The sequence below is a fragment of the Formosa algae genome, from assembly GCF_001439665.1.
Lineage (GTDB): Bacteria > Bacteroidota > Bacteroidia > Flavobacteriales > Flavobacteriaceae > Formosa > Formosa algae.
Window position 1 is genome coordinate 1 of record NZ_LMAK01000082.1, and the last position, 15,624, is coordinate 15,624.

Sequence of the window (15,624 nt, forward strand, 5' to 3'; positions counted from 1 at the left end):
GCTGTGGCGGGTGCTTATGGCGATCAGAATCATCTTTTTATTACTGCAGGCGTTCCCGATTATTATAATGTGTTGTTTGGTGCCGAGAATTCGAATTGGACCAATGCACATGAATATTGGGATGCATCTGTCACTCGTGTTAAAGATAAAATAATACCCATTTTAAATTCTGGAGGACACGTTTTTGTACAAGAAGCAGGGCAATCCAATTTCACTTACGATGTATTACAGGCCGTTTTAGCAGAAGGTATTTCTCTTGATACTTTTGAGAAACAAGTAATCATTGTACAACACAGTCGTTATAATGAAAACAATACCACGCCATCAGAATTGGAATGGTTAAAAGCTCATACAGTGTATAAAAAAATAGATGATGGAAATACGGACGATAATGATACACCAGGCTACCGCACCAAAGACAGTATATGGTTGGAACGTGCTAAATCTGTAAATAATCCGAATGCGGAAGCACGAGATATTTGGACAGAAGCCGATAAAATTTGTGATGCCTGGGAAGGCGAATGGACCAATAAATGGATTGCTTCAGGAGGAATAGATTTTTCAGATTGTGTTGAAAATTGGTACATATTCGACCTAGGAAACCAGGCAGACGATATAGCATCTTTTTGGAATCAATATGTTACAAATCCTTAAAAAATCACTTGATAAACTAATTCAAAATGAAAATAAAAATCTTTTTCACGCTTTTGGCTTGTACAATAATAGCTCAACTTAATGCACAAGACCGAAGATCAAATCCTATAGTCAGTCATATGTTTACCGCCGATCCTTCGGCTCATGTTTGGGACGATGGTCGCTTGTATGTCTATCCGTCTACAGATAATGCACCACCAAAAGGCTATAAAACTATGGATGGTTATCATGTGTTTTCTACAGACGATATGATAACATGGAAAGATCATGGAGAAATTTTACATTCTAGTCAGGTGGAATGGGGACGTAAAGAAGGCGGATTTATGTGGGCGCCAGATTGTGCGTATAAAAATGGAACGTATTATTACTATTTTCCGCATCCAAGCGGAACAGATTTTAAAAAAACCTGGAAAATAGGTGTCGCAACCAGCACAAAACCCGCTTCCGATTTTAAAGTTCAAGGCTATATTGAAGGATTAGAATCTTTAATAGATCCATGTGTGTTTATCGACGACGATGGGCAAGCGTATTTATATCATGGTGGTCCAGACATTGCTCATGCTTATAAGCTGAAAGAAAATATGATGGAAATTGATGGAGAACGTCACATCATTACAGGTTTAGATGGTTTTCGAGAAGGGCTTTTTATTTTTAAAAGAGAGAACTTGTATTATGCCATGTATCCAGACGATTTTCCAAAATATAATAAAATGCGTTATGCGGTTAGTGATAATCCGTTTGGGCCATTCGAGTGCAAAGGTGTGTTTTTAGATCACACAGATATTATTACTATGCATGGCTCTGCGGTAGAGTTTAAAGATCAGTGGTATGTGTTTTATCATAATGGAAGCCTTTCAGGAGGGATTCCAACCAACCGTTCTATTTGTTTCGAACCTTTAGAATTTAATGAAGACGGCACTATAAATATGGTAAGGCAGACACTTGGTGTAGAACTTCCAACCTTTCATAAAGACATTAATTTTAATGGCATGATGGGAACCTTAGCTTTGGGAGATTATACGCAATCGGACTTAAAGCAAGCAGGAATATTACCAAACGATATTTCATCTATAGAAATTCCTGAAGGTTATGTTGTGGAAGGTTTTGAACAAGATAATTTTAAAGGAAAATCCTGGACATTTAAGGAAAATAGAATCGATTTAAATGAAATGGGTTGTAATGATAAAATATCATCTTTAAAAATTTCAAAATCTAAAGTTGAAAATCTGGTAAAAAATGCCTCTTTCGAATTGGCAACTCAAGGTCAAGTTAAATATTGGTTTAATCGTGCACCAAGACCATTTGTTAGAACTAAAGATGACACAGCTTCCGGATATTATGCACTTCAATATAAGGGAAGTGAAAAACCCAAAGCTTTGGTTCAAAAAGTAAGTCTTAGTCCTAATACGACCTATGAATTAAGTGCAAAACTTAAAGTTGAAAAAGGAACGTTAGGTGAAGTGATATTTGATACGAATGGCAGTTTTGACAACACAGCCAAGTTTGACTTGGATGCAAAAACGAAAGCTGGAGAATGGGTATCATTTAAAAGCGAATTTAATAGTGGAGACTTAACAGAAATTGAATTACGTTGTATCACTTCAGAAGGCTTTGATGGTGCCGGATATTGGGATGATGTTGTATTGCAAAAGAAATAAGTTTAATAGCATTCTTCTTTTTTAAAAAATTAAAATTATGATAAGGACTATAATACGTTCAGTAGTATCTCTTATTTTGTTAAGTGTTATGTCATGTTCTGAACAGAAACATACAATTAGTCAAGATGATAAATTTTGGGTGGTTTTAAATTCTGAAGCTGCTCAAGGAAAAGAAGGGGAATGGTCTTGGGAGTTTCAACTTGACCGCCCAGGAGATTATAATATCCAAATCTTACGACTTGGAAAACAAGATGCGAGTTTGGGAGAAGTTTCGGTAGAGAGTGCTGGCGTGGTGTTGGAAGGAAATCCGGAAACCATTTTTGTTTTAGGGGAACCGGGACAAGAAGAAACCATTTCACAATTTGCTAAAACGATCAAATTCGAGAATGCTGGTATACATGCACTCACATTAAAATCTGATCTGCCAATAGATAAAATCCGTATTACGCCACAATACAGTAAAAATTTAGGTTTTGGAACCGATACTTATTACGACGATTGGTTGAAAATGCACAATTCACCAGAAAAACAAAAAGCACTGGATTGGTTTAAAGAAGCCAAATTCGGCATGTTTATTCACTGGGGTTTATATTCTCAGGCTGGAGGTATATGGAAAGGTGAGCGCATGGAAGAAGTGAACACCACGGGACCAAAAGTTTCGGAATGGCTCATGTATAAATTTGAAATTCCTCGGGATGAATATGCTGAGTTGGCTAAAACCTTCAATCCTGATAAATCTTTTGCTCAAAACATCGCGAAATTGGCTAAGGATGCTGGAATGAAATATGTGGTAATCACCTCTAAACATCATGATGGTTTTGCCTTGTTCGATTCAAAAGTTTCTGAATTTGATATGGTTGATGCTACACCTTATAATGAAGATGTTGTAAAAGAATTATATGAGGCGTGTTTGGCTGAAGGTTTAGCTTTTGGTGTGTATTATTCGCACGGAAATGATTGGTACGATGGTGCCGATGGGAATTTTACGAATGTAAAAAAGGGAAATGATTCGCTAGGAATCTTATCGCATGCTAATGGGAAAAATTTATGGGATCCAAGTCCAAATACGCATGCTGAATATATAGCACAAAAAGCCTTGCCACAAGTCCGCGAACTTTTAGATGCACTTCCTGAGTTGCGACTTATTTGGTTTGATGGTGATGGATATATTACCGAAAAACAGGCTTTTGAATTTTATAAAACCGTTTATAATATCAATCCAAATGTGTTAGTAAATCGTAGAGTCGGTTTCGATTTTGGCGATTATTTAGATGCTGGTGATAATAAAATTCCTTCAGCCTCAGAAAAAATGACGAAATACTTTGAAACCTGTGGCACAACTAATAATTCGTGGGCTTATAAATCGTACGACAACGATTGGAAAAGCACCAAAGAATTGTTGTATTACTTGGTCGACATTGCGTCTAAAGGCGGAAATTTTCTTCTAAACATCGGACCAGACGGAGAAGGTCGTGTGCCAGAACAAAGTGCACAAGGATTACTCGAAATCGGAGATTGGTTGAAAACGAATGGTGATGCGATTTACGGCACGACACGTTGGAAGATAACTCGGGAAGGTAATGAAGATGGCCTTCTAGGCGGAACAGAACATCGTGCTAAAAAAGGATTTTCACGTTCCTTTTCGGCTAACGATTTTTGGTTTACAAGTAAAGCCAATACTGTATTTGCGATATCGTTTGTTAATCCAAAGTCTCAAGTTGAAATAAAATCATTTCAATTGACTAATGGAATAGTTGAAAACGTGAGGTTACTTGGAGATACTTCAGAAATAAAATGGAAACATGGAAAAGACGGCTTAGTGGTCGATTTAACAGATATCCAAATTGGACCTGACGGTTATGTGTTAGAAATTACTTTAGAAAAATAGAAACAAAAAATCATGAAAAATATAATTTTATATCTGTTACTTATTTCGGGAACTGTGTTACAATCACAGACAAAAACAGATCATCAAAAACCATGGGTTATTAGTGATGGAACACCTTTTGTACCAAAAGATTCCTATCCTCAATTCAGTTGGGATACCACCCCGACGTATTATATGTTTGGGGATAAGGAAAGGGTATTATCATCTGATGAGCTCAAATTCATTGCAGAACGGACTCATTTTATTTGCATTGAAAAATCTCACGGCTATGAGGAATTAGGGGCTGCTGAGTTAGGAGCAAAGCATGAAGCAGCAGCCTTTAAAGCGATTAAGCCCGATATGAAAGTGTTGTTCTATTTTAATGCAGCCTTGGCTTGGCCATACACATCTTACAGCAAAGATTTTACAAAAGAACGTATCGATTCATCACCTCAATTAAAGTCTTTTTTAATCGAAAATCCCAAAACAGGGGAGTTGGCAGAGAAGCATACTGCGTTCTTATTTAATGTGTTAAATCCAGATTTTCGTGATTGGTGGGTAGAAACGGTAGCGAAAGGTGTTGAAGATTCAGGTTGCGATGGCGCTTTTATAGATCAAATGCATGGCAATGTTAACCTAATGAAAGACAAAAAAGAAGACATTGAAATTGCCATGGGAGAGATGATGGGAAACCTTAAAAAGCGGTTAGGAGACGACAAAATTTTGTTAGCAAATAACGCAAATAGCGATAGTGCTAAATTTGTATATCCGGTAAGCGATGCGCTTATGTTCGAAAATTATAGCGCCGTACATTATAAAAAAGAAAATCTACTTTCAGATTGGGATGGGATGCTTAAAAATGCAAAGGAAGGTAAAGTGTCTGTGTTTCGTCTTGGAGTAGAAGGTCACGATCGCGGATTTCTTAGAAGTATAAGTAATGAAGAAAAGTATAAGGTCATGCCTAAGATCTCTCAAGAAAAATTAGAATATGCCTTGGCCTGTTATTTAATTGGTGCACAACCTTATTCTTATTTTATGTATAGTTGGGGTTGGGCTTTGGCCGATGGGTCTTTAGTCGATTATCCAGAACTGCAAAAGCCATTAGGAGCACCTAAAGGAGCTTATCACAGAACCATTCCAAACGGTTGGGAATTCACGCGGGAGTTTGAACACGCAAATGTCTGGATAAATATAGAAAGCAGAAAAGCTAAAATTACTTGGAAGTAGGAATTAGAAAACGTACACCTATGAAAAAATATTTGATTATAGTTTTAGCTTGTATCACAGCAAGTTGTAACGGAATTGCTCAAAGTGAAACAGACAACAAAGCTGACTTTTATGTGTCAACTGAAGGTTCTGATAATTGGTCAGGAACCTTAGAGAAGCCAAATGCTAAAGGTACAGATGGTCCATTTGCCACTCTAGAACAAGCACGTGATGCCGTTCGACTTCTGAAAAAAAGTAAGCCGATAGATATTAAAGTCCTTATTCGTGAAGGAGTTTACCCATTAAAAGAGACGGTTGTATTTGGTCTTGAGGATTCAGGTGAAGACGAATCAATTATCACCTATGCTGCTTATCCCGGAGAAACACCAGTATTTAGTTCTGGGCAAGAAATAAACGATTGGAAAAAAGTAACTACAAATCTTCCTGGTTTACCTAAAGAAGCAGAAGGAAAAGTATTTGTAGCCGATGTGTCTGACAAATTTTTAACACTTTATGACGATGAAGGCATGCTCCCCCGAGCCCAATCTAAGGAATATAAACCCTTAAATACGAGTACAAGAAATGAACTTCATTTTTCAGAAGGTGAGTTGAAAAATTGGTCTAATGTTGAAGATGTAGAAATTTTAGTGCGTCCAACACGAGATTGGATTGTAAACATGTTGCCCTTAGCATCTGTAGATGAGGAAAAAGGCATTGCAACAACTGCCGTTGAAGCTACTTATGAAATGCAAAGAAAAGGCTATTGGGTAGAAAATGTTCTGGAAGTTCTTGACGAACCTGGTGAATGGGTGCTTAATACCAAGGAAGGGAAAGTGTATCTCTGGCCAAGAAATAATTCAGCGATTATCGCTCCAAGACTTTTAGAACTGATTCGCGTTGAAGGTCAAATAGATTTTGATGGCCCTACAGATATTCCTGTTCGTAATATTCATTTTAGCGGACTAACCTTTAAACACGCAGAGCGCTATACCTTAACTAAAGATGATGCTGGCTTGCAACACGATTGGGATATGTTAGATAAGAATAATGCTATGCTGCGGTTACGAGGTACAGAACATTGTGTGATTGAAAAATGTCATTTTTTATATGGCGGAAGCGGAGCAGTCCGTGTGGATTTATATGGGCAAAACAATACGATTTCCAATAACCATATTGAGTATATGGGAGGCGGAGGTATACTGTTGTGCGGGTATGGACCAGGTACAAAAGATGTTAATAAAAAGAATACCGTTTATAATAATAACATTCATCATGTAGGTGAAATCTATTGGCAATCGCCAGGGATTTTTCTTTGGAATAGTGGTGAAAATAAAGTCGCTAACAACCTAATACACGACACCAATTATTGTGGATTAATAGTGTCTGGTTGTGTGATTCGCTTTTTTAAACATTCTGATATACGAGAACAATATAGAGCAATCCGGTGGCACGAAATCGGGGAGTTACCGGATGAATTAACTCCAGATGTGGTGCGTCCGTATTGGCACAGTAAAAATAATATTATAGAATATAACGAAATTCATAACGTCATGAATAAGTTAGGAGATGGTAACGGGATTTACATTCGTGCGTCTGGTCCTGGTAATATTATTCGTCGAAATTATATTCACGATTTGGTTGCAGAAACAGGAAAACAAAGTGGTATCCGTACTGATGGCGGACAAATGGATACACAAATTTCGGAAAACATAATCTATAAATGCAGATCGCAAGGCATGATTTTAAAATTGAATAACCGATTTGAAAACAATATCATAGCTGAAATTTTTGAGCCACGACAAGTGTATTTAAAGATTGTAGAAGGACCGATGGAAGGCGCTAGTAATAAGAAGAATATTTTCTATTCTCTTTCCAAAGAAAGTACATTCATTTCTCAACCACCTCCAGGAAAAGGTTTGGTCGGTGAAGATAGCCGTGGTAGAATACCAGCGACTATGAAGGACGTAGATTCTGACTTTAATATTTATTACAATAAAGCAGATAATAGTATCGCAGAAAAAACGTTGAAGAGCCTACAAGCCGAAGATTATTCCGATCAACATAGTGTGGCTACAGATCCAATGTTTATAGATATTGAACATGGCGATTTTAGGTTCCAACCCAATTCTCCTGCTCTAAAAATGGGCATTATTCCTATAGAGGTGTCAGAAATTGGTTTACGTACAATAGATTAATTATAGTTGGGTTATACGTTATATTTATATAAACAATCAAAATTAACTATGTAAGAATAAAACGAGCAAAGCCTATTGATTAAGACGTTTATTGGCTGTAAAAATTAGAAATATCAAATTACAATTAAATTTTTAAGTTAAAATATTAAAGAGGTTAAACTATTCAAGACAATTTAGGTCTAAACTGTAACCAACTAATTTATTGACCTTGAGAATTTTAATAATAGTATTCGCATTTTTTATTTCTACTTCGTTGTCTGCTCAGAAATTTACTTTAGAGGGCATTGTAAAAGACCAAGAATCTAATGTTCTAGATGGTGCAACGGTATATGTTCAAAGTATTTCAGATAGTATTCCTATTGCATATAGCATAACCAATAAAAACGGTGAATTCTCTTTGCAAGTCAATACCGAAGACGATTCTAAAGCCATTTTTAATGTGGCCTATATGGGCTTTAAACCTTATTTGAAAGATATCAATGTGCCTTCTAGTAAAGCATTGAATATTGGAGTTGTAGTGCTAGAAGATCAGGTAGAAGAATTAAATGTAGTCTCCATTATAGGAAAAGCACCACCCGTTATTATTAAAAAAGATACAATAGAATATAATGCAGATAGTTTTAAAACTTTGCCAAATGATAAAGCCGAAGATTTATTAAAAAAATTACCTGGAATTGAAATTGATTTGGATGGAAATATTACCATGAATGGTGTGGAAGTGGAAGCTATTAATGTGGATGGAATGCGTTTCTTTGGTGAAAAGAATGGAGAAGTGGCGCTTAAAAATTTACCAAGTCAAGTGATAGATAAAGTGCAAGTGACCGATTACAAAAGTAACATGCAAAAGTTTACAGGCGAGGAATCCGATTCGGGAACTAAAGAAATTAACCTCACTATAAAAAAAGGAAAAAATAGAGCTTCGTTTGGAGATGTTAAATTGGGCTATGGAACCGATGATAAATATCAAGTCAATACTAATATATTTAAATTAATTGAGGGAAAACAACTGGGACTAATTGCAGGTTCCAATAATATAAACATGTCTAGAGGATTTAATGCATTACCCGATGCCGAAACCAGTACAGGTTATATAGAATCTGATTTTGTGGGAGCAAACTATACCAAAGGAAAATGGAATGAAACCCGTGTTAATGGGAATTACAGGTATAGCGCCCAAAGTACCGATAACGAACAAATTAGTAAGACCGAAAATTTTTTACCAGATTTAAATTATATCACAGATTCTGAAAGTTCAAGTTTTAGAGACACCGATAACCATAAAGCAGGAGCCGATTTAAAATTTATTCTATTGCCTAAAGACAAAACGTCTAATAATAAGGTGCAATTGTCTAACGAAACAGATTTTAATGCAAACAGCTCTACTTCAGGATCGGTTTCTAATAAAATTTCAGCATATAGTAATGGCGATTTAGTTAGCGATTATTCGGCTACAAATAATACTGAAGCAACGAGTTATGAGTTCAAGAATGCGTTTAGCGTAACTCCAATTGTAGGAACGGGGAGGGATTACTTGAATATAAACTTAGGAACAAATTTTACTCAGGGCGATTCAGAAAGTGAAACACATTCACAAAATATACTTTATAATAGCGATACAACAGTTAATCAAGATCAAATAAGTGATCTTACAGATAATAGTACAGATATTAGCTTAAGTGCAATTTGGAGTAAAGAGGTATTTACAAATTTTAGAATGATGCCGGAATATGATGTGAGTATAAACTCTGAGAAAAATGAAAAATTGATTTATGATTACAACGAAAACACGGCAGAGTTTGATGATTTTAATGAAATATTAAGTTCTGATAGTAAATACATCACAACAACCATTAGGCCTGCGTTAAGAATGCGGTACGATTATAAGTATTTCCGTTTTGAAGTAGAGGGTGCTCGTACCACAACTTATAGAAATTATAAAGATGCTTTGGTGGAAGCACGCGATTTTAAGAAGGAATTTGATTATCTAACCTATTCTGGAAGGATACGATATCGAGATAAAAACGGGTATAAAAACATAAATTTAAATTACAATCAAAATGTAGATTTACCATCTGCGAACCAATTGCAACCTGTTGCAGATGTAAGTAATATTACGCATGTTTATATCGGAAATCCTAACTTAGAGCCAGAAATTAATCATGATATTAAGTTTCAATATCAAAATAATTTAGCTTTTAATAATATAACTATTTCAGGAAATGCTAGAGCGTTATTTGTGCAAGACAAAATTATTAGCTCAACAATTACAAATACAGATTTAAATAAATACACGACTTACGATAATATAAATGGGGACTATTCTTTTTCAGGAAATGCGGCCGTGTCAAAATCATATTACAATAAAAAAACAAATCTGAATTTAAATTTACGATTAAACGGAAGCTATAATAATACGTTATCCATACAGAATGCGGTGACATTTACCGCGAAAACAACCACTTTTAAACCGTCTTTTTCTTTTAGATATTCTTACGATAATACACTAGATTTAAGTTTAGCTTATAGTTATACCACTAACAAAAGTGTGTATGATACTAATGAATTTAATGATAATGAATACTTTGTTCAGAATGTAGATGTTGATACTAATATCTTTTTTATTAAAAATGTGTTTTTGTCAAATAAAGTCGCTTACCGCTATAATAGTCGTGTAGGAGATGAATTCGATGGCGATGCTATTTTTTGGAATGTCGGACTTGGTTTAGAACTTTGGGATAATAAAGCAACTGTTACTTTAGTTGGTTACGATATTTTAGGGAAAAATAATGGATACAGAAGAATTGTGTCAGACACTTATATTCAAGATGTAGAAAATAAAATATTAGAACAGTATTTTATGTTGAACTTTACTTATAAGTTCGGACGCTTTGCTGGCCAGAATATGAATGTAGGAGACCGCCGCGGAAAAAACAGAAGAAGTGGAGGTCGTTCTGGTGGTGGGAGAAGATAATCTCATGTATTCTAGATCCATTATAATTCATTAGAAGTATACAAACACCCCATTTTAGACATCTAAAATGGGGTGTTTGTATTTCGATACTTTCGCAGATATAAAAGTACCGACAGATCTCTGTAGTTTACTTTTTTGATATCAAAAAAAAACAGTCATTATTTAGTATTGAAAAGTTAAGTATTGTGTGGTCCTTATTCTTTTGTGTTTTTTATTGTTTTTAATAATTCTATCCAAGAATTAACGACGATTTAGTCTAGTATATTTGAAGTTTATTGTGTTGCAAATGAATAGGTTTACTTGTGTTTTTATGCGAGGCTTTATACTGAAGAAGTGTCAAATACATAAAATTAACGTGTCGTTTTTAGTATTGCCTTATAAAATGAACTGTAATTTTTAGAATTCGGCAAAATTTAACAAAAGTTGATTAGAGCAATTACCATCAAGACCTCACTATATATGGGGGGATTAGGTTCCTCATTTCCGTTTGGTTGAATTCAGCAAAATAAAAGCAAGACAAGAGTAAGCCTTTTTCAGGAAGGTGGATGCATATTTGTGTATACCAACTAAAATCATAGTCAAATTCATGAAGAAACAATACGTTTAAAAGATTCCAGTTTTCAATAATAACGAGTTAAAAATTAGTAGATCCTTTTAGTATGAAAATTGTATAAAAGGAGAAGATTATAAACATAATTTACGTTTTAAAATCTAAATAAAAACTCACATAAAACGCTTCAAATTCAATAATGATATTTTTATTCTGAAAACTATAAATCTATTACATTAATTGTTTTACAAACTCATAATTGATTTTATTTTTTATGAAGACTAATGTCTAAGATTTACAATAATCATTTTTTTTTTAGTGTGGTAAACAAGTAATAGAATTTTAAAAGATGAATCGATTTTTAATATATGTGTTGTGTTTTTCAGGAGTAATACATGCTCAAAATTCTAATCAATTGGAATTTCATAAAACCGAATTTCAAAAATTAGATAGTAATACAAATGGTGTATTAGAGCAATCTGAAATTAACCAAATTTGGAAACAGATTAGAACACAAGATATAGACAATAGCAAAACGCTAACTCTAGAAGAGTTTTCAAACTACGAGATCCCATACCTTAAAACAGATGGAAAAATAGAGTTAAATATTAAATATAAATCTACACGAGAAGAGGACTTGTATTTAGATATTTATTACCCAGATACAAAAATTACTAATAAAACTTATCCCATCATGTTGTACACGCATGGCGGTGGCTGGTTTAATGGGAGTAAAGAAAATATTGTAAAATCGCCTGTCAAAGAACCGTTCTTAGAATTGGTAAAACAAGGTTTTGCTGTGGTTTCTATTAATTACCGTCTTACCAGAATGCAATCAGTTTTAATGCGGGATTGTGTTATAGATGCTATGGATGCAGTGCGTTATTTGTCTAAACATGCAGATGATTTAAATCTGAATGCAAATCAAGTGTATGTGTTAGGGGATTCTGCTGGCGGACAAATAGCACAAATGATAACGCTTGCAGATCCAAATGATTTTAAAGGCGATGAGCAATTATATGGACACCCGTATAACGTTATTGCCGGGGTGTCTTGGTATGGGCCATCAGATTTTACAATTCAAAAACTCTTTGAAACAGACGATCCGACTAAAGAAGCTGATCGCTTCAGTTCTAGAATCACCAAAACAGAGTCCAATCCAACCAAAATGGCTGAAATGTATAAAGAAATGAGTCCGATCTTTTACTTGTCTAAAGATAGTCCACCATTATTTATGATGGCTGCCGATGATGATACTACTATTCCTGTGGGGCATGCGACCCATATGAAAGCACAAGCAAATCGTATAGGAGCAAATGTCGATATGTTTATTGTAAAACAAGCAGGACACAATTGGAGAAAAGCAGGTGGTGAAATTATACCTCCTTTAGAAGATATTACAAAACGAACCGTAGAATTTTTTCAAAAATATAAATTATAAGGAAGAACACACAACCAATATACAAACAACAAACTAAAACCAAAACCAATGCAAACAACTACTAACTATGTTTACTTTTTTTTATTATGCTTATTTACGGCAAATATATCGCTTCATGCTCAACAAATTCCAGATCCGGATCAAGGCTTAAGAGCCGAATGGATGCGTGGCTCCTATGGAATGCTCTGGTTACCAGAACGTAATTTTAACGGGAATATTGAGGGAATACGAATAGATGAGTTTATAACTCAAATAAAAGATATTCGTACCGTCGATTATGTTCAATTACCGCTAACAAGTCCAAATATTTTTTCTCCAATACATGTTGGTCCACACTCCTTAATTGAAAGTTTTTGGGAAGGTGACACCGATGCAAATGGTGATCCGATTAATCTTGCCGTTCCTAGAGAATCTGTAGATGATCCACTTTTAAGTTGGTTAAAAGCCTTGAGAGCTGCGGGATTAAAGGCAGAGATTTATGTGAATTCTTATAATTTACTGGCAAGAATTCCAGAGGATACGCAAGAAGATTATCCAGATGTATCAGAACGTTGGATGGAATGGTGTGATACTAATCCGGAGGCGCAGGCTTTTATAGCCAGTCAAGACTTTCATGAAGGCGATGGCAGACGTAAGTATATGTTTTGTTATGCAGAATTTATTCTTAAAGAATATGCTAATCGTTATGGCGATTTAATTGACGCTTGGTGTTTCGACTCCGCAGATAATATTATGGAAGGCGAGTGTGGCGATGATCCAGCATCAGACGATATTGATGACCAAAGAATTTATCAGGCCTTTGCCGAAGCATGTCACTCAGGGAATCCTAAAGCAGCGATTTCATTCAATAATAGTGTGGGTGATCGTGAAGGAAATCCGTTTACAACAGCAACTTATTTTGATGATTATACTTTTGGACATCCGTTTGGAGGCGCCGGGAATATGGTCGAGAATGAAACCTTGTATGGTTACAATTTTGGAGTTATAGAATGGATGGATGACTATAATGGAAGTGCATTTCTTGACGATGACAGAACGTGGAATGATAATGTCGTATCGCATTATTTTCCTAAACAAAGTGCAACCTCTTGGAATGCTGGAAATACGCCTTGTTTAACAGACGACCAATTTGTAGAATGGACAAGTAAAGGAATAATTGATGGAGGAGCTATAACTTGGGGAACACCGTTAATACGTACGAATTTAGAAAATTCTCCAGTATTAACTTTACGTGATTATGCGGTTACGCAGTTCGAACTTACAGATGCTTATTTAAAAGAATTTCAATCCCCAGGCGCACCTAATTGGTCCAGACAATATACTATTTTACCTCCAGCTTATTTAGGGCAAACTTATGCACATACTTTAGTGGAGGGTGTCGATTTTTGGGATCCAGAACAAGTTGGAATTACAAATCTTACAATAGCATCTGGAACTTTACCAGAATGGTTAACAATTACAGAAACAGAAGAAGGTGTTTGGGCCTTAAGTGGTACGCCAACAGAATCTGAGGCTACAGATTATACATTTGAATTTAGTGCACAAGATGCTGATGGTACAACCAATAGAGAGGTAGAATTACAAGTAATGAAGTTAGGAGAAGGCTTTATTGATTTAGAAGATGGTACGCCAGTATGGTTTTCAAATCCATTAGTATTAGACAATGCAATCGCATTAAGTACCTATACAGGTCTTTTAGAAACAACTGTTGATGTTTTTGATTTTGAGGACGATGCGCTAACAATTACTAAAATATCAGGTCCAGAATGGCTAGTTGTTACTGATGATGCTCAAGGGTTATGGCGTTTAAGTGGCATACCAACAGCGGCAGATGCTGGCGAAAATTCATTTATATTTAGTGTTAACGATGGTGTTTTGTCTTCAGAAACAGAAATAAAAATAATAGTAGATCATGTCTCAGGGTTTACTGATTTGGGAGATGGAACACCTGTTTGGTCTGCTTCAACATATAACCTTCCAGATGCTAATGCTACATTTGCATATAATTATACTTTGGAATTAGGAAAAGAATATTATGATTTTGAAGGTGATGCATTAACGATCACCAAAGTGGCAGGTCCAGATTGGCTTACCATTCAGGAAACATCTACAAGAGTTTTAACCTTAAGCGGCACACCTATAAATACAGATGAAGGTGAAAATAGTATTACGCTTAATTTAAGTGATGGTGTAAACTCATCGAATACAGAACTTATTTTAACTGTTATTCCTACCGAAATTAGCGACAGTAACGTTCAAGTAAAGGCGGCTGCAAATACTAATTATGGTATTAATACGGTCGCAACTATGTATTCTGAAACGTTAACTGCTCCAGATGGTATGGCGACGTTTAGGATTTCTATAGATGTTACACCTACGGAACCTTTTGCTATTACTTCTGGTGCATCAGGAGGTGATTCTACAGAAAATTCTTGGGGAATGGGAGATGGCTCAACAACCAATCAAGAAACTTTATTTAGAGGATCAGACAATCAAGCCGTAGAAAACATTAACAATATTCAAATTATCGATTTTGATGCGCATGGTGGCTCTATTTCAGAAGAAGATATTACAGGTGTATTTAAGTCAATTACTTTAGTGAATGCTCAAAATGCTAACGATTTATTTTCAATTACTGTAGAATCTGTGGTGTCAACGCCTAGAGCTGCATTAGAAGCCACAGAAACTATCGATTTAGCAACTGAGACAGGACTTAGTGATGATACAGAAATTACAGAATTTATTATTGGTACAGCTAATGATGCAACAGCAAACAGATGGTCAGTAGACGGAATTACGGTATATGTGTTTGTGGAAGGTTATACTTTATCATCACCAGATCTTTATTTAACCGAAGGGTTCAGACTATATCCGAACCCAGCAACAGATGATATTTTATTGAATATGCCAATATATTCCGCTCGCATTATGGATATCACAGGTAAGGTGGTTAAGGTCTATACTTCAGCAACTCAAAATATAGACGTTTCTCAATTATCAGAAGGTGTGTATTTTCTTAAAGGTCTTAATAATGTAGGAGAGACTGTAGTTAAAAAGTTTGTGAAGCGTAATTAACCATTAC

Annotated in this window: 8 protein-coding genes; all 8 read left to right on the forward strand. The window is 35.3% G+C overall.

Annotated features, from left to right (window positions below; translation table 11 throughout):
- Nucleotides 1-654 (forward strand): hypothetical protein (locus AST99_RS18810; protein WP_198151551.1); only part of this gene is annotated, 654 nt, incomplete at its 5' end.
- Between the two features lie 26 nt (nt 655-680).
- Complete coding sequence (locus AST99_RS18815) at nt 681-2,312, forward strand: family 43 glycosylhydrolase (protein ID WP_069727882.1); 1,632 nt, start codon at nt 681-683, stop codon at nt 2,310-2,312.
- Nucleotides 2,313-2,349: 37 nt separating this feature from the next.
- Entirely contained in the window at nt 2,350-4,200 is a 1,851-nt protein-coding gene (locus AST99_RS18055; protein WP_083495734.1) for an alpha-L-fucosidase, read from the forward strand.
- Nucleotides 4,201-4,212: 12 nt separating this feature from the next.
- Nucleotides 4,213-5,406, forward strand: coding sequence for a putative glycoside hydrolase (locus tag AST99_RS18060; protein ID WP_057784211.1), 1,194 nt, complete (start codon nt 4,213-4,215; stop codon nt 5,404-5,406).
- Nucleotides 5,407-5,426: 20 nt separating this feature from the next.
- On the forward strand, nt 5,427-7,580 hold the full coding sequence (locus tag AST99_RS18065; protein WP_057784310.1) for a right-handed parallel beta-helix repeat-containing protein: 2,154 nt from the start codon (nt 5,427-5,429) through the stop codon (nt 7,578-7,580).
- 208 nt (nt 7,581-7,788) lie between these two features.
- On the forward strand, nt 7,789-10,551 hold the full coding sequence (locus AST99_RS18070) for an outer membrane beta-barrel protein (RefSeq protein ID WP_198151553.1): 2,763 nt from the start codon (nt 7,789-7,791) through the stop codon (nt 10,549-10,551).
- 899 nt (nt 10,552-11,450) lie between these two features.
- Nucleotides 11,451-12,542, forward strand: a complete 1,092-nt coding sequence (locus AST99_RS18075) for an alpha/beta hydrolase (RefSeq protein WP_057784215.1) — start codon at nt 11,451-11,453, stop codon at nt 12,540-12,542.
- Nucleotides 12,543-12,590: 48 nt separating this feature from the next.
- Nucleotides 12,591-15,617 carry a T9SS type A sorting domain-containing protein gene (locus AST99_RS18080; RefSeq protein ID WP_057784217.1) on the forward strand — a complete coding sequence of 1,009 codons (3,027 nt, stop codon included), beginning with the start codon at nt 12,591-12,593 and terminating at the stop codon, nt 15,615-15,617.
- Nucleotides 15,618-15,624: the final 7 nt, after the last annotated feature.

Coding starts and splice junctions, on each gene's coding strand:
- AST99_RS18815 (WP_069727882.1), top strand. CDS start 681: ATGAAAATAAAAATCTTTTTCACGCTTTTGGCTTGTACAATAATAGCT.
- AST99_RS18055 (WP_083495734.1), top strand. CDS start 2,350: ATGATAAGGACTATAATACGTTCAGTAGTATCTCTTATTTTGTTAAGT.
- AST99_RS18060 (WP_057784211.1), top strand. CDS start 4,213: ATGAAAAATATAATTTTATATCTGTTACTTATTTCGGGAACTGTGTTA.
- AST99_RS18065 (WP_057784310.1), top strand. CDS start 5,427: ATGAAAAAATATTTGATTATAGTTTTAGCTTGTATCACAGCAAGTTGT.
- AST99_RS18075 (WP_057784215.1), top strand. CDS start 11,451: ATGAATCGATTTTTAATATATGTGTTGTGTTTTTCAGGAGTAATACAT.
- AST99_RS18080 (WP_057784217.1), top strand. CDS start 12,591: ATGCAAACAACTACTAACTATGTTTACTTTTTTTTATTATGCTTATTT.